15 protein-coding genes and 1 riboswitch are annotated in these 15,335 nt (G+C 63.8%); of the genes, 12 read left to right on the forward strand and 3 right to left on the reverse strand.

Translation table 11 applies throughout. From position 1 onward, the window contains the following. Positions 1–15: 15 nt before the first annotated feature. From BM045_RS05675 to gcvPB, 12 genes are all read left to right on the forward strand, one after another. A complete protein-coding gene (locus BM045_RS05675; protein WP_092180429.1) occupies positions 16–525 on the forward strand; it encodes a DUF721 domain-containing protein in 510 nt (169 codons plus the stop codon). A 117-nt stretch (positions 526–642) separates the two neighbouring features. Continuing rightward, a complete protein-coding gene (locus BM045_RS05680; RefSeq protein ID WP_170848390.1) occupies positions 643–1,479 on the forward strand; it encodes a DsbA family protein in 837 nt (278 codons plus the stop codon). A gap of 36 nt (positions 1,480–1,515) precedes the next feature. Next, positions 1,516–4,971 (forward strand): chromosome segregation protein SMC, encoded by a 3,456-nt coding sequence (smc, locus tag BM045_RS05685; protein WP_092180433.1) that lies wholly within the window; start codon positions 1,516–1,518, stop codon positions 4,969–4,971. A gap of 690 nt (positions 4,972–5,661) precedes the next feature. Beyond that, on the forward strand, positions 5,662–6,039 hold the full coding sequence (locus tag BM045_RS05690) for an AtpZ/AtpI family protein (protein WP_092180434.1): 378 nt from the start codon (positions 5,662–5,664) through the stop codon (positions 6,037–6,039). Positions 6,040–6,060: 21 nt separating this feature from the next. After that, entirely contained in the window at positions 6,061–6,834 is a 774-nt protein-coding gene (locus BM045_RS05695) for a F0F1 ATP synthase subunit A (RefSeq protein ID WP_092180995.1), read from the forward strand. 68 nt (positions 6,835–6,902) lie between these two features. Then, a complete protein-coding gene (locus BM045_RS05700) occupies positions 6,903–7,130 on the forward strand; it encodes a F0F1 ATP synthase subunit C (protein WP_046137693.1) in 228 nt (75 codons plus the stop codon). Between the two features lie 104 nt (positions 7,131–7,234). After that, a complete protein-coding gene (locus tag BM045_RS05705; protein WP_244522881.1) occupies positions 7,235–7,891 on the forward strand; it encodes a F0F1 ATP synthase subunit B in 657 nt (218 codons plus the stop codon). 4 nt (positions 7,892–7,895) lie between these two features. Continuing rightward, a complete protein-coding gene (locus BM045_RS05710) occupies positions 7,896–8,384 on the forward strand; it encodes a F0F1 ATP synthase subunit B family protein (RefSeq protein WP_244522882.1) in 489 nt (162 codons plus the stop codon). Between the two features lie 103 nt (positions 8,385–8,487). Next, positions 8,488–8,576: riboswitch (glycine riboswitch) on the forward strand. Between the two features lie 152 nt (positions 8,577–8,728). After that, entirely contained in the window at positions 8,729–9,898 is a 1,170-nt protein-coding gene (gene gcvT / locus BM045_RS05715) for a glycine cleavage system aminomethyltransferase GcvT (RefSeq protein WP_092180998.1), read from the forward strand. Positions 9,899–9,908: 10 nt separating this feature from the next. Next, positions 9,909–10,274: a glycine cleavage system protein GcvH gene (gene gcvH, locus BM045_RS05720; protein ID WP_092180440.1), complete on the forward strand. Its 366-nt coding sequence runs from the start codon at positions 9,909–9,911 to the stop codon at positions 10,272–10,274. Positions 10,275–10,283: 9 nt separating this feature from the next. Further along, positions 10,284–11,627, forward strand: a complete 1,344-nt coding sequence (gcvPA, locus tag BM045_RS05725; protein WP_092180442.1) for an aminomethyl-transferring glycine dehydrogenase subunit GcvPA — start codon at positions 10,284–10,286, stop codon at positions 11,625–11,627. Next, the gene (gcvPB, locus tag BM045_RS05730; RefSeq protein WP_092180444.1) at positions 11,624–13,171 is read left to right on the forward strand and encodes an aminomethyl-transferring glycine dehydrogenase subunit GcvPB; all 1,548 of its coding nucleotides are present in this window, start codon (positions 11,624–11,626) and stop codon (positions 13,169–13,171) included. The genes gcvPA and gcvPB overlap by 4 nt, the downstream gene beginning before the upstream one ends. Before the next feature lie 57 nt (positions 13,172–13,228). Here the strand turns inward: gcvPB and BM045_RS05735 are convergent, their stop codons facing one another. From BM045_RS05735 to BM045_RS05745, 3 genes are all read right to left on the reverse strand, one after another. Beyond that, a complete protein-coding gene (locus BM045_RS05735) occupies positions 13,229–13,819 on the reverse strand; it encodes a hypothetical protein (protein WP_139198720.1) in 591 nt (196 codons plus the stop codon). Positions 13,820–13,842: 23 nt separating this feature from the next. Then, the gene (locus tag BM045_RS05740; RefSeq protein WP_092180448.1) at positions 13,843–14,337 is read right to left on the reverse strand and encodes a peroxiredoxin; all 495 of its coding nucleotides are present in this window, start codon (positions 14,335–14,337) and stop codon (positions 13,843–13,845) included. Between the two features lie 118 nt (positions 14,338–14,455). Next, the gene (locus BM045_RS05745) at positions 14,456–15,181 is read right to left on the reverse strand and encodes a protein-disulfide reductase DsbD domain-containing protein (RefSeq protein ID WP_170848391.1); all 726 of its coding nucleotides are present in this window, start codon (positions 15,179–15,181) and stop codon (positions 14,456–14,458) included. Between the last annotated feature and the right edge of the window lie 154 nt (positions 15,182–15,335).

Genomic DNA, 15,335 nt, shown 5'->3' on the forward strand with positions numbered 1-15,335 from the left:
AGGTACTCCATAATCATGGCCAAGGACGACCTCCCAGAGCTGAAACGCCGCAATCGGACGATGAATATCGCCGATGTGCTAGCGGGCGCGCTCGATCCGGTACTGAAGAAGCGCGGCTTTGCCAGCCGGGACATCATTGCCTATTGGTCGGTCATGGCACCAAAACCCTATGATGCCGTCGCCATTCCCGACAAGCTGAGCTGGCCGCGCGGCGAGCGCAGCGAAGAGGGCGCGACGCTGGTGCTGCGCTGCATCCCCGGCCATGCTTTGGCCATCGCCCATGACGGTCCTAAGATCGCCGCGGCGGTGAACCGCTATTTCGGCTTCGTGCTGGTGAGTACTGTCCGCCTCTCGGCCGAGGCATTCACCCCCGGTTCAGGCCGCACGGAGCAGAAATCCACCCAACCGAGCCAGAGCGTTGCCGCAAAGGTCGGGGCCCAGGTGGCCGATATCGAGGATGAGCATCTGCGGGAGGCGCTGCGGACCCTGGGTCACGCGCTCTCCAGCAGGTCGGAGCGAAAATAGCTGCGGATTGGATGCGACAATGCAACCGGAGTGTTCACCGTAGGTTGATGAATGTGCCTACTTGCCCACACATTTGCCCGGTGTAGTGTCGCGCACAACAAAACAGGAGCGTTAGCCGTGAAATTTACCCGCCGTGACACCCTTATTCTGGCCGCTGCCGCATCGGCGCTGAGCCTCTGCGGGGTCGCCACCGCCAGCGCTGCTGAAGGTGACATGATCGACGTGGCCAAGCTGATGGCCCCTGCCGGCGGCGTCGCCGACCATGTGCTGGGCAGCGAAGACGCGCCTGTGACCCTGATCGAATATGCTTCCCCGACCTGCCCGCATTGCGCGGCCTTCTCGGTCAACGTGCTGCCGACCGTCATTGAACAGTATGTCGATACCGGCAAGGTCAAGCTGATCATCCGCCCGTTCGTGCGCAACGTGCTTGACGCCGCCGTGTTCATGCTGGCCGAGGCCGCCGGCCCGACCAACTATCACAACGTGCTCGACACCTATTTCAAGACGCAGAACACCTGGGCTGCCTCGCAGACCCCGCGCGATGCGATCCTCGAAATCGCCAAGCAGCTGGGCTTTACCCAGGAAACTTTTGACGCCGCATTGACGAATCAGGCCCTGTTCACCGGGATGGAAGCCGTGCGCGAACAGGCGCTCGGCGAATTTGGTCTGGCAGGCACGCCTACATTCTATGTCAATGGCAAGACCCTTAGCGGTGACAAGACGCTCGAGCAGCTCGCCGCTGAAATCGATCCGCTGGTGCCTGCCGATTTCGTGCCGACCACCGGCGCTGCAACGCCGGCTCCGGCAGCTCCCGCCGCCGCACCGGCTGCAACCACACCCGCTCCCGCCACTGAAGTCGCTCCGCCCGCTGGCGGCGCAATGGCTCCAGCTGATCCGGCAGCCGCGGCTCCGGCTGGCGGCGCCATGGCCCCGGCTGCTCCCGCTGCGCAGTAATTCGATCTTTGACAGCGCCACCCTGGTGGCGCTGTCATGAAATTCTCCCGTCTCAAGCTGCACGGCTTCAAGTCCTTCTCGGATGAAATGACCCTGGTCATGGAGCCTGGCCTCACCGGCATTGTCGGGCCCAACGGCTGCGGCAAGTCCAACCTCGTCGAAGCCATGCGCTGGGTGATGGGCGAAAGCTCCTACAAGGCGATGCGCGCCTCCGGCATGGACGACGTTATCTTTTCCGGCTCCGGCAATCGTCCCGCCCGCAATTCGGCAGAAGTCACCCTCGTCCTCGACAATTCCGACCGGACCGCCCCCGCCGCGCTCAACAATGCCGATGTGCTCGAAGTCACGCGCCGCATCGAGCGCGAGCAAGGCTCGGTCTATCGCGTCAATGGCAAGGAAGTCCGCGCCCGCGACGTGCAATTGCTGTTTGCCGATGCTTCCACCGGTGCCCATTCGCCCGCCATGGTGCGGCAAGGCCAGATCGGCGAGCTGATCGCCGCCAAGCCCACCGCCCGTCGCGCCCTGCTCGAAGAGGCTGCCGGCATTTCGGGTCTGCATTCGCGTCGCCACGAGGCAGAACTGCGCCTGCGCGCTGCCGAAGCCAATCTCGAACGCGTCGACGACATCATCGCCCAGGTCGAGACCCAGCTTGAGGCGCTGAAGCGGCAGGCGCGTCTAGCCACCCGCTATCGTTCACTCTCCGGCGACATCCGCCGCGCCGAGGCGACGCTGTATCATATCCGCTGGGTCGCCGCCCGCTTCGCCGAAAAAGAAGCCGAGGCGCAGCAGGGTGTGCTGGTCCGCGCTCTGGCCGATGCCACCCATCTCGAATTCGAGGCGCAGAAAAAGCTCGCTGCCGCCGAAGCCTCGCTGCAGCCCCTGCGTGACCGCGAGGCGGTGACCGGCGCCGTGCTGCAGCGCTACACGATCCTCGCCGAACAGCTCGCCGAGGAATCCCGGCGCGCCAGCCAGCGCCGGGCCGAGTTGGAAGACCGCATCCGCCAGCTCGGCGCCGACGGCACCCGCGAACGCGAACTGGTGGCCGAGGCCGAGGTGACGCTCGAAGCCTATGGCGAAGAGCTGGAGCGCCTCACCGCCGAAGGCGAAGCCGCGCAGGATGAATTCGACGAGGCCCGCGAAGCGGCTGAAGTCGCCCGCGAGATCGTCGCCGAGGCCGAGGACGAAGCCCGCGCTGCCGCCGACACCTTGGCCCAGGTGCGCGCCCGCCGGGCCCAGGCCGCCCGCTCAAGCCAGGACGCCGCCGCCCGCATTCACCGCCTGACACAGCAATTGGCCGAAGTGGAACAGGAAGCCCAGACCATTTCGGCGCAGCTCGATGCCGATGAAACCCTGAGCCTTCGCCGCGCGGCCCTCGACACGGCCCAGATGGTCGCGGCCGAGGCCGAAAGCGCCGCGCTCTTCGCCGAAGAAACGGCCGCCGCCGCGCAAGACCAGCTCGACGCCGCCCGCCCCCGCCTGGCCGAAATCGAAGCCGCACTCAACCGCCTCGAAGCCGAAGCTGCCACCCTGGGCAAAATGCTCAATGTCGGCGCCAGTCTGTGGCCCGCCATTGTCGACCAACTCAAGGTGGCGCCCGGCTATGAAACCGCGCTCGGCGCAGCCCTGGGCGACGATCTCGACGCCAGCTCGGATGCCGGCGCGCCGATGCATTGGTCGGTTCCAGTCGATCACAGCGACGATGCCGCCCTGCCCCAGGCGGCCGAGCCCTTATCCCGCTATGTCACCGGCAGCCCGCTGCTGAAACGCCGGCTCGATCAGATCGGCCTGATCCACGCCGCGGATGGCCCGAGCCTGATGCATGCGCTCAAACCCGGCCAGCGCCTCGTCACGCTCGACGGCGCCCTCTGGCGTTGGGACGGTTTCATCGCGGCTGCCGACGCACCGAGTGCGGCCGCGCAGCGCCTCGCCCAGCGCAATCGCCTCGCCGAACTCGATGAGGAAATTGCCCGCTTCCGCGGCGAGCGTAATGCCCACAAACGCGACGTGGAAGCCCTGACCACAGCGCTGGATGCCGCCAGGCATGAAGAACGCAAGGCCCGCGATGCCTGGCGCGCCGCCCAGCATGCCATCGGCGCTGCCCAGTCCGATGTCGATACGGCGCAGCGCGCCATCGGCGATCTGGCGACGCGGCAATCTGCCCTTGAAGAGGCCCGCGCCCGGCTGGCCACCAGCCTTGCCGAAGCCGATGCCGCCCGCAGCGAGGCTGAACGCGCACTGACCGAAGCCGGCACCGAAGACGATGCGGCCGTTGCCGCCGAGTCAAAGCAACTGGTCCTCAGCACGGCTCGCGATCGCGCCGACCAGGCCCGGCTGAAACTCGGCAATTTCGAAACCGCTGCCCGCATGCGCGACAGCCGGCTCGCCCAGCTCGAACGCGACAGCCAGAGCTGGCAGCGCCGCCGCGATGGCGCCCTGGCCCAGCTCTCGACCCTCGACCAGCGCAGCGCCGAAGTCACAGCGCAACTGGCCACCGTCAACGAGACGCCGGACGGCTTTGCCACCCGCCGCGCCCAGCTCGACGATCAGATCGAAACCGCCAAGATCGAGCACCAAGCCTCTAGCGACAGCCTCTCCGTCGCCCAGACCGGCTGGCGCGATGCCGATCGCACGCTAAAGACGGCCAGCGATGCCCTGGCCAATGCTCGGATCGAACTGACCCGCATCGAAGAACGCGCCAAGGGATTCATTGCCCAGCGCCAGCAGATCGAGCGGCAGGTCGAAGAAGTGCTGGACATTCCCGCCAACAAGACGCTCGAAGCCTCGGGCATCCGCCCCGAAGAGCCCCTTCCTGCCGAAAGCGCCACCGAGCAGAAGGTCGATCGGCTCAAGGCCGAGCGCGAGCGGCTGGGCGGCGTGAACCTGTCGGCTGAGAAGGAAGCGGTTGAGGTTCAGGAAAAGCTCGACCTGATGGTTGGGGACAAGAATGACCTGATCGAAGCCATCGCCAAGCTGCGCACCGGCATTGCCTCGCTCAACCGCGAGGGCCGCGCCCGGCTCAACGAGGCCTTCGGCAGGGTCAATGCGCATTTCCAGGAACTGTTCACCACCCTTTTCGGCGGCGGCACGGCCGAGCTGAGCTTTGTCGAAAGCGACGATCCGCTCGAAGCGGGTCTCGAAATCATCGCCCGCCCGCCCGGCAAGAAGCCGCAGACCATGACTTTGCTCTCGGGAGGCGAGCAGGCTCTGACCGCCATGTCGCTGATCTTTGCTGTCTTCCTCACCAACCCCGCGCCGATCTGCGTGCTCGACGAAGTCGACGCCCCGCTCGACGACGCCAATGTCGAACGCTTCTGCAACCTGCTCGACAGCATGCGCCAGCGCACCAATACCCGCTTCATGGTGATCACCCACAATCCTATCACCATGAGCCGCGTCGATCGCCTGTTCGGCGTCACCATGGCCGAGCGCGGCGTGAGCCAGCTGGTGTCCGTGGATCTGACTACGGCAGAGAGCTTCCGCGAGGCGGTTTGAGTTGGTGTGGAAGCCCCAGGACTGACCTCAAGTAGCTAGCAGCACGAGTGGAGGCCACCCTCCCCCTTGCGGGGAGGGAAGCGAGATAGGACTTAGCCCTTAGCTAAGTCCGTCATCGAGCAGGAAGGGGGTATCCTTCCGCAAGCTCAGTGCCTGAAGCATCGCAGCAAGAATCTATCCACCTTATCCCCGCCCCTCAACCTGCGCGCATACTCCTGCCATCCACCCCGCATCGGCGGCCTGCAGGCGACAGTGGCGGGAGTGGGCCGGGCACGGGACTATGCCAGTCGCCGTGGGTTCACGCCCGGGCCGTCGATCTGCGAGGTTAGATCGGCCGCCCGACGCGGTTCATAAAACCGGACGCCCCGAGACGGTTAGCGTCTCACTATTAATCTAACCAGAGGCGTAAGCCGTCTCGGGGCCCGCCTGTTTGCAACCGTAAGGCTCCGGCCGGGCGGCGTCTGGTCGTGGACAAAATGCACAGAATCCCCCCGACCCTGCCCAGACTTTGCCACCTTGATTGATGGACAGCATGACGCACCCCTGCGACAAGCTGATTTCCCATTATAAAACAGATACTTACGACGTTTAAGGTTGTCTTGACACTCTCAGACCCCACCACTATGTTGCGCGCGACTTAAAAGGCGTACCCGGAACTCGGGGAAAAAGCCGGCCGAGGGGAGCGAGCGGATGTCGAAACCGCAAGATACCGATGGTCGGCCGGACAGCGCCAAAGGGGTGACGCGCGACATTGCTTCGCGTATTGCCTCGGCCAAGCGGGAGCGTCAGCTCGAGGACAACAGAGCCTCGGCAAACAGCTCCGAGGGGATGAGCGGTATGGCGCGCGGCATGCGCATCGGTACCGAATTCATCGCCGCAATCATCGTCGGGTGTGTCCTCGGATATCTCGTCGATCTTGGCCTGGGGTCCAGCCCCTGGGGCTTGCTCATCGGCATGCTGATGGGCTTCGCCGCTGGAATACTCAATGTCACCCGTGTGGTGGCGCAAATGAACGCTGAATTGTCAGCGCCGCCGGTCTCCGGTGTCGCCGACAAGGATGACAAATGATGACCTTTAGAGGGCTTGATCTTGGCCGGTACTGACCCGATCCACCAGTTTGTCATTCAGGACATTTTCCCGATTCACCTCGGTGGTGACGGCGCTGCCGATCACGGCATGAACTTCTCCTTCACCAATTCGTCGCTCTTCATGGTGCTGACGGTTGCCGCGATCACCACTTTCGTGGTGGCGGCTTCGGCCAAGAAGTCGCTGGTGCCCTCGCGCTTCCAGCTGGCGGGCGAACTGCTGTATGAATTCGTGGCCAATATGCTTCGTAGTTCGGCGGGCAAGGAAGGCATGAAGTTCTTCCCCTTCGTGTTCTCGCTGTTCACCTTCGTGCTGTTTGCCAACCTGTTTGGCATGATCCCCTATTTCTTCACCGTCACCAGCCATATCATCGTCACCATCGCTCTGGCGGTGCTCGTGATGGCGGTGGTGATCGGCTATGGCTTCTTCCGCCACGGCTTCAAGTTCCTGAAACTCTTCGTGCCGGCCGGCGTTCCGGCCTATGTGCTGCCCATCGTGGTGCCGATCGAAATCATTTCGTTCCTGTCCCGCCCGATCAGCCTCTCGGTTCGACTGTTCGGCAATATCCTTGCCGGCCATATCACGCTCAAGGTCTTCGCCGGTTTCGTGGTGAGCCTTGGAACTCTTGGTGCCCTCGGCTGGCTCGGCGCTCTTTTGCCGCTGCTGATGACGGTCGCCCTGACGGCACTCGAATTCCTCGTCGCAGCGGTGCAGGCCTATGTGTTTGCAGTTCTGACGTCGATGTATCTCAACGACGCGGTTCACCCATCTCACTGAGACGTTGAGTCCCCTCCTCGGCGGGTCCCGCCGGCAACAAACGACCTACCCTCGAAAGGACTACAAAAATGGAAGCTGAAGCCGCAAAGTTCATCGGCGCTGGTATCGCAACTCTCGGCATGGCCGGTGCTGCCCTCGGCGTGTCGAACATCTTCTCGAACTTCCTGTCGGGTGCCCTGCGCAACCCTTCGGCTGCTCCGAGCCAGACCGGTAACCTGATTTTCGGTATGGCCATGACCGAAGCACTGGGCATCTTCTCGTTCCTGGTTGCCCTGATCCTGCTGTTCGTCGCCTAAGACGCGTCGACTGACAGAGCTTTCGCAGCCGGGGCCAAATTTCCCGGCTGCGTGCATATTTCCGGCCATCGGCCGGCTGACCGGATTTAACGGGACCGTACCTGATGGTAACGCAAGCTTTCGCTCAAGAGGCGGTGACGCCGACCGAGGAAAACCTCGACAACGCGATCGACGCAACTCATACCGCACCGGCTCCTGGCGCAACGGGTCATGACGATCCAACGGCCGGAACGCATGCGACCACCGAGGCTCACGGCGACGCTGGACATTCCGATGTCTTCCCGCCTTTCGATCCCGCGACATTCCCTTCCCAGCTGCTCTGGCTGGCGCTGAGCTTTGCAGCCCTCTACCTGCTGATGAGCAAGGTCGCCCTGCCCCGCATGGGTTCGATCCTCGATGACCGCAAGGCGCGCATCGATGCTGATATTGCTGCGGCCGAAGCCAGCCAGCAGAAGACCGATGCAGCGATTGCCGCCTATGAGGCTGCCCTCGCCGAAGCCAAGAACAATGCCCGCGCCATTGCGACGGCCGCCAGCGACGCCAGCAAGGCCGAGCTCGATGGCAAGCGCAAGGCTGTCGAAGCCGATCTCGCCGCCAAGGTGAGCGCTGCCGAGGCGCGCATTGCCACGACCAAGACCGCGGCCATGACGCATGTCGACGAGATTGCCGCCGAAACGGCCCAGACCGTCGTGACCCAGCTGGTCGGCGACATCCCGGGCGACAGCGTCCGCGCTGCCGTCGCCAAGGCGAGCAAGGAGTAGAGTGATGGCTGAATGGATGGACAATAGCTTCTGGGCTACCGTTGGCCTCGTCGCCTTCCTCGCCCTGATCACCTATTTCGGCGTGCCGCGGATCATCGGCACCATGCTCGACAAGCGCATCAAGCAGATTTCGGACGAACTGGAAGCTGCCAAGCGCCTGCGCGAAGAGGCTGCCGCCCTGCTCGTCGAATATGAGCAGAAGCGCGTTGCCGCCGAAGGCGAAGCCGAAGAGATCGTCAAGGCCGCCAAGGCCGATGCAGAGCGCCTGACCGCCGAGGCCCAGGCCTCGCTAAATGAACTCGTTGCCCGCCGCACCAAGGCCGTGGAAGACAAGATCGCCCAGGCTGAAGCTCAGGCCATCGCCGAAGTTCGTGCCCGTTCGGCCGACGTTGCCATCGAAGCGGCCCGCCTCGTCCTCACCGACGAGATGAGCAAGAAGGGTGGCCAGGTCGTCGACCGCGCCATTGCCGACGTGAGCAATCGACTCAACTGAGGCAAGCAGCTCTGATGCATTTTAAGGCGGGCAGTTATGCCCGCCTTTTTCTTTGGCGCTATACTGGCTGCGATTGACCTCCCGGGGTTTCTCCACCATGGTGCCGGGGACTGCGGGAGAGACTGGTTTTTCTCCAGCGCCGAAGGAGCAACCGCCCCGGAAACTCTCAGGCAAACGGACCGCAGTCAGGTCAAACACTCTGGAAAGCGGACCGACGCACGGTCCCACCGAAGGAGCAACCAGCGCTCAGCTGGGAATCTCTCAGGGCAAGGACAGAGGGGGCACGGAATTCGCCGAAAGGCGAAGCTAGTCGTGTCGCCTTGTTCAAAATCCGGGATGTGTTGATGGCCGAAGCCCCAACCGAAGACCTCAAGACCACTGCCCTTCACGCGCAGCACGTTGCCGCCAGCGGCCGCATGGTGCCGTTCGGCGGCTATTCTCTCCCCGTGCAATATCCCTCGGGTATCATGGCGGAACACAAATGGACCCGCGAGCATGCCGGCCTGTTCGATGTGTCGCATATGGGGCCGAGCTTTCTGCTGCTGACCAATCCGAGCGGTGATGCCGAAGCGGACCACGCTGCCGTCGCTGCGGTCATCGAGCCGCTGATCTGCGGTGACATCGCCGTCCTCAAGCCCGGTCAGATCCGCTACACCCTGCTGCTCAACGAGACTGGCGGCGCCATTGACGACCTGATGGTCGGCCGTTCACCGCTGTTCGGCGGCGCGCTCTATATCGTGGTCAACGCCGGCACCAAGGACGGCGATTTCGCCCGGATCGAAGACGCCGCTGGTGACAAGGCCAAGCTGACCCGCGCCGATGCCGAGCAGTCGCTGCTAGCGCTGCAGGGCCCCGAGGCCGTCGCCGTCATGGCCACGCTTGCCCCCGGCGCCGAAGAGCTGGGCTTCATGCAATATGCCCCCTTCGATTTTGCTGGCCAAAAGATCATCGTCGCCCGCTCCGGCTATACCGGCGAAGATGGCTTCGAAATCCTCGTGCCCAACGAGAATGCCGCCAAGCTCTGGGACGCCCTACTATCGGACGAGCGCGTCAAGCCGATCGGCCTGGGCGCCCGCGACAGCCTGCGCCTCGAAGCCGGCCTGCCGCTCTATGGGCACGACCTCGACGAAACCATCTCCCCCATTGAAGCCGATCTCGGCTTTGCCGTCTCCAAGCGCCGCCGTGATTCTGCCGACTTCCCCGGTGCCGCACGCATTCTCGCCGAGCGCGAGGGCAAGCTCAGCCGCCAGCGGGTCGGCCTGATCGTCGAGGGCGCGCCCGCTCGTGAAGGCGCTGAAATCCTCGATGCCTCCGGCACCGCCATCGGTGTCGTCACCAGCGGCGGCTTCGCACCCTCATTGGGCAAGGCCATTGCGCTGGGCTTCGTGCCGCCGGCTCATGCCGAAATCGGCAGCAAGCTGCAGGTCTCCGTCCGCGGCCGCTCCCAGCCGGCCGAGGTGGTGCCCACCCCCTTCGTCCCCCATCGTTATTTCCGTAAGCCCAAAGCCAGTTGAGAGGCCTGCCATGACCACCAAGTTCACCCCTGACCATGAGTATATCCGCGTCGAGGGTTCGACCGGCATTGTCGGCATCACCCCCTATGCGCAGGAAGCCCTGGGCGACATCGTCTTCGTCGAGCTTCCCGCCGTCGGCAAGGTTCTCAAGAAGGGCGACGAAGCTGCCGTCGTCGAAAGCGTCAAGGCCGCCTCGGAGATTTATGCCCCCGTGTCGGGCACCGTCACCGAGGTCAATGAAGAGCTGACGGGCAATCCTGGCCTGATCAATGCGGATCCAGAAGCCACCGGCTGGATCTACAAGATCGCCATCGCCGACGCCGGTGAAATCGACCACCTGCTCGATTCCGACGCTTATGCCGAGCTGACCCTCTAAGAGTATCCCATGCGCTATCTTCCCCATTCCGAAGCCGAACGCGCCGAAATGCTCGGCGTCATCGGCGCGGCCAATATCGATGCTTTGTTCAGCGCCGTGCCTGCCCGGGCGCTGAAGAGCTTCGATCTCGGCCTACCCGCCCATAGCCCTGAATTCCTCGTCGAAGCCCATATGAAGGCGCTCTCGGCCAAGAACCATGCGGGGGCCGATGGCCCGTTCTTCGTCGGCGCTGGCGCCTATCGCCACCACGTGCCAGCCACGGTCGATCACCTGATCCAGCGTTCGGAATGGCTCACCGCCTATACACCCTATCAGCCGGAAATCTCGCAGGGCACCCTGCAGATGCTGTTCGAATTCCAGACCCAGGTGGCCAAGCTCACCGGCATGGATGTGGCGAACGCCTCGCTATACGACGGCTCCACCGGCACGGCCGAGGCCGTGCTGATGGCGCGTCGCCTCACCAAGCGCAACAAGATCGTGCTGTCGGGTGGCCTGCACCCGCATTACCGTGATGTGGTGAAGGCCTATCTCAAGGATGACGCCGATCTCGAATGCCTCTCGGCTTCGCCGGAAGGCCAGGGCGACATTCTCGATCATATCGACGAGCAGACCGCCGCCATCGTCATCCAGACCCCGGACTTCTACGGCCACCTGCGCAACATGAAGGCTGCCGCCGATGCCGCCCATGCCAAGGGCGCGTTGCTGATCGTGGTCATCACCGAAGTGGTCTCGCTCGGCCTGCTGGAAGCCCCCGGCGCGCTCGGCGCCGATATCGTCGTGGCCGAAGGCCAGTCGATCGGCAATGCGCTCAACTTTGGTGGCCCCTATCTGGGCCTCCTCGCCACCCGCAAGGACTTCATCCGCCAGATGCCCGGCCGCATCTGCGGCGAAACCGTCGATGCCGAAGGCCAGCGCGGCTTCGTGCTGACCCTGTCGACCCGCGAGCAGCATATCCGCCGCGAGAAGGCGACGTCCAATATCTGCACCAATTCGGGCCTCTGCGCTCTCGCCTTCTCGATCCATATGGGTCTTCTGGGTGAGGCCGGCTTCACCCGCCTGGCGCGTCTCAACCACGCCAATGCCTGCAAGCTGGCCGATGCGCTGGCGGCGGTGACGGGCGTCGAGGTGCTCAACAAGACCTTCTTCAACGAGATGACCATCCGTACCTCGCAGCCCGCTGCCGCGCTGATCGAGCGCCTGGCCGCCCGCGGCATCCTCGGCGGCGTGCCGGTCAGCCGGCTGGAGCCGAAGGATCCCTCGGTCGCCAATCTGATCGTGCTGGCGGCCACCGAACTCACCACCGACGCCGACATTGCTGCGCTCTGCGCCGCCCTTTCGGAGGAACTCGCATGAGCATGAACAATCAGGGCCGCCCCACCGGCGTCGGCACCTCCGGCTTTTCCTCGACCTCGGGCTCGGCACTTCTGCCGAATGAACCGCTGCTGTTCGAAATCGGCGATACCGAGCACTCCGGCGTCGATCTGCCGGATGTCGAAATCTCGACCAGCCGCCTCGGCGGCTTCGAGCGCAAGACGCCGCTTGATCTGGCCGGCCTCACCGAGCCCGAAGCCATGCGCCACTATGTTCGCCTGTCGCGCCTCAACCACTCGATCGATTCCGGCATGTATCCGCTGGGCTCATGCACGATGAAGCACAACCCGCGCCTCAACGAGAAAATGGCCCGCCTGCCCGGCTTCTCGGATATCCATCCGCTGCAGCCGGTCTCGACCGTGCAGGGCGCGCTGGAGCTGATGGAACAGCTCAGCCACTGGCTGATGACCCTCACCAATACCGCGGCCGTGGCGCTCACGCCCAAGGCCGGCGCGCATGGTGAGCTGTTGGGCATGATGGCGATCAAGGCGGCGCAGGACGCGGCCGGCCAGAGCCATCGCACGATCGTGCTGGTGCCAGAAAGCGCTCATGGCACCAATCCGGCCACCGCCGCCTTCCTCGGCTATTCGGTGAAGCCGATTCCGGCCCGCGCCGATGGCACGGTGGACGTGCAGGCGGTCAAGGATGCGCTGTCGCCCGACGTGGCAGCCATCATGCTGACCAATCCCAATACCTGCGGCCTGTTCGAACCGCAGGTGATCGAGATTGCCGAAGCCGTGCATGCGGCGGGCGCCTTCTTCTACTGCGATGGCGCCAATTTCAACGCCATCATGGGCGTCGTCCGTCCGGGTGATCTCGGCATCGACGCCATGCATATCAACCTGCACAAAACCTTCTCGACGCCCCATGGCGGCGGCGGCCCCGGTGCCGGTCCGGTTGTTCTGTCGGAAGCCCTGGCACCCTTCGCGCCCGTGCCTTTCGTCCGCAAGGGCCAGAATGGCCTTGAGCTGGTCGAACATACCGAAGCGTCGGCCTTGGGCCGGGTGACGGCCTTCCAGGGCCAGATGGGCATGTATGTCCGGGCGCTGACCTATATGCTCAGCCACGGCGGCGATGGCCTAGCCCAGGCAGCGCAGGATGCGGTGCTCAATGCCAATTACATCAAGGCCCGCCTGCAGCACGTCTTCTCGGTGCCCTTCCCCGACTATCCGACCATGCATGAAGCCCTGTTCGACGACAGCTTCCTCAAGGACAGCGGCGTCACCACGCTCGATTTCGCCAAGGCGCTGATCGACGAAGGGTTCCACCCCATGACCATGTATTTCCCGCTGGTCGTCCATGGCGCCATGCTGATCGAGCCGACCGAAAGCGAAAGCAAACAGACCCTCGATCGCTTCTGCGACGTGATGGAAGAACTGGCGCTGGACGCCAAGTCCGGCAACAAGCAGCGCTTCACAGCCGCCCCTATGAAGGCCCCGCGCCGTCGTCTGGATGAGACACGGGCAGCACGGTCTCCCATTCTCAAGTGGGAACGACCAACGGAAACGCTCAAGGCGGCAGAATAAGAAAAGGGCCCGTGGAGTTATCCACGGGCCCTTTAGATTGAGCGATACTGGGCCAATTTAGCCGCGGGTATCGAAACCCACCCAGATGGTGATGTCCTCGCCGCCAAGATAGGGAATGGCGACGTTTTCCAGCACCTTGACGAATTCGGCCGAACGAGCCGGTGCAACGATGGCAACCGGAATGGTGTGCTTCTCGGAGAACACGGCCTGTCCGTCACGCTCGACGGCGAAACGGATCGGCGCATTGACCGATGTCTGGTTGCCGGCCGGGCCAAGCAGCACGCGGCCGACCACGCCCATATTGACGGTGATCAACCCATTGGACACCACGCAATTGCGCGAGGTTTCGTCGATGACACCCTGATATTGCAGCGAGCGGGCGTCGCCGGTGCGACCGCCGCCATAGTAGAACATCGCCTCGCTGCCCGAGCGCACGCGGATCGGCGGGCAGGTCGTGGCAATGGCCGGCAGCGCATTGCTCTGGGCCTGCGCGACTGCAGCCGGGCTGGCCGTCGCATTCTGCAGCTGCTGGGTCTGTGCAGCGCTATTGCCGCCACCAAACATGCCGCCCATCGAGCAGGCCGCCAACAGGGTTGCCGTCGCGGCTGCCGCCGTGAGGCGCAAGGCTACGGAAAGGACGAGGTTCATCTCAGTATCTCCTGACGCGGACACTAGCTTCTGGCGGCTTCGAGCGCCATGAGAATGGCGGGGGCACCGCTGGCATTGACGCCCGGAGCATCTTCGACAAACACCGCATCGGCAATGCCGTCGCGGATGATCATGGCGGAGCGGGCAAAGCGCTTGCCCATGCCGGCGCCGGAATAATCCTTGGCCAAGCCCATGGCCTCGGCCAGCGCGCCATTGCCGTCGGCAATGAAGTCGATCTCGCCCAGCGCGTTGGAGGCTTCGGCCCAGGCCTTCATCACATGGGCATCATTGACCGAGGCGCAGACGACGCGATCCACGCCGGCGGCGCGCAGCTTGGTCAGATTGGCGACAAAGCCCGGCAGGTGATTGACGTGGCAGGTCGGGGTGAAGGCGCCCGGCACGGCGAAGAACACCACTGTGCCCGTCCCCAGCGCGACGTCGGATGTCGTATCCGTCGTGCCCTCGGCAGTAACGAGTTTGACTGGCACGGACGGAATTGGACTGCCGCGATCGATCATGACTGGATTTGCCCCTGACTGGGCCACCGGGCGGCGGCCGTTCCTCGTCTCACCTGCAATCGGGATAAGGGGCTTTTCCGCCACCGACAAGGCCTAATGGCCTTTTCCCCGCTGCCGTTCACTCAGCCGCCGGCGCCGTGACGGTCCGGGTGACTTCGAAGGCCCCCATGCCCGTCAGGAATGTGAGCTGAACATCCTGATTTTTAAGGTCGATTGCATCATCGCCTTTGCCCAGGATGGGAATGAGCACTAGGTTTGGTTCGGGGCTTTTTTGCGGCGTGCCGAACACCGGTTCGCCTTCGGGCATCGAGGCGATCAACGAGGTAGGATCGAGGTCGGGGTCACTGACGTGGACCGCCAGCATTGCGTCGTCGGCGATGACGTCGACACTGCCGATCGGCTGCGGATCCTGCTCCCAGGCAATCGGCGCCATGGCAAGCGCCTGTTTGATCCGTAGACCATTGGGACGATCCGGCTCCGCGTCGCTCAGTGCCAGCGAAAAATGCGCCTGCGCCGGCAGGCAGATATCGGAGCAAACGCCCAGCATGGCGTCGATCTCGGCATAAGGCCGGCCCGGCGCCACGGTCACTTCGATAGGCAGGACAGTGGGGCCAAGATAAACATAGTCGAGATAGTCCTCGGTCTCCTGCCGCGTCGGATAGGGCCAGACGATCTTGTGGCTCAGCACGCCAGTCGAAGCAGCAAAATCCAGCACGGTCGGCAGGCCGGTATCGCCTGGCACCCGCCAATAGGTCTTGCTGGTCTCGGGCATGTCGATTTCGAGACCCACGAGCGTGGTACCATCCGCCTTGATGTGGCCCGAACTGATCAGCCGCAGCTTCACGCCAGGCGCCACATCCTGCCATGGTGTTTCACCCGCAAAAGCGGGGGATGTCAGCAGAACAATCGCGGTGAAAAGGGCAGAAAGACGCATGGCAAAGGCATTAGCGCAGGATGGTGTTGAGAAATAGCTGATGGCCCATCATGCCTTCGTGAAG

Source organism: Devosia sp. YR412, assembly GCF_900110945.1.
Classification (GTDB): Bacteria; Pseudomonadota; Alphaproteobacteria; order Rhizobiales; family Devosiaceae; genus Devosia.

Coding starts and splice junctions, on each gene's coding strand:
- BM045_RS05690 (WP_092180434.1), top strand. CDS start 5,662: ATGTCGAAACCGCAAGATACCGATGGTCGGCCGGACAGCGCCAAAGGG.
- BM045_RS05705 (WP_244522881.1), top strand. CDS start 7,235: ATGGTAACGCAAGCTTTCGCTCAAGAGGCGGTGACGCCGACCGAGGAA.
- gcvT (WP_092180998.1), top strand. CDS start 8,729: ATGGCCGAAGCCCCAACCGAAGACCTCAAGACCACTGCCCTTCACGCG.
- BM045_RS05735 (WP_139198720.1), bottom strand. CDS start 13,819: ATGAACCTCGTCCTTTCCGTAGCCTTGCGCCTCACGGCGGCAGCCGCG.
- gcvPA (WP_092180442.1), top strand. CDS start 10,284: ATGCGCTATCTTCCCCATTCCGAAGCCGAACGCGCCGAAATGCTCGGC.
- BM045_RS05710 (WP_244522882.1), top strand. CDS start 7,896: ATGGCTGAATGGATGGACAATAGCTTCTGGGCTACCGTTGGCCTCGTC.
- BM045_RS05740 (WP_092180448.1), bottom strand. CDS start 14,337: ATGATCGATCGCGGCAGTCCAATTCCGTCCGTGCCAGTCAAACTCGTT.
- gcvH (WP_092180440.1), top strand. CDS start 9,909: ATGACCACCAAGTTCACCCCTGACCATGAGTATATCCGCGTCGAGGGT.
- BM045_RS05675 (WP_092180429.1), top strand. CDS start 16: ATGGCCAAGGACGACCTCCCAGAGCTGAAACGCCGCAATCGGACGATG.
- BM045_RS05700 (WP_046137693.1), top strand. CDS start 6,903: ATGGAAGCTGAAGCCGCAAAGTTCATCGGCGCTGGTATCGCAACTCTC.
- gcvPB (WP_092180444.1), top strand. CDS start 11,624: ATGAGCATGAACAATCAGGGCCGCCCCACCGGCGTCGGCACCTCCGGC.
- smc (WP_092180433.1), top strand. CDS start 1,516: ATGAAATTCTCCCGTCTCAAGCTGCACGGCTTCAAGTCCTTCTCGGAT.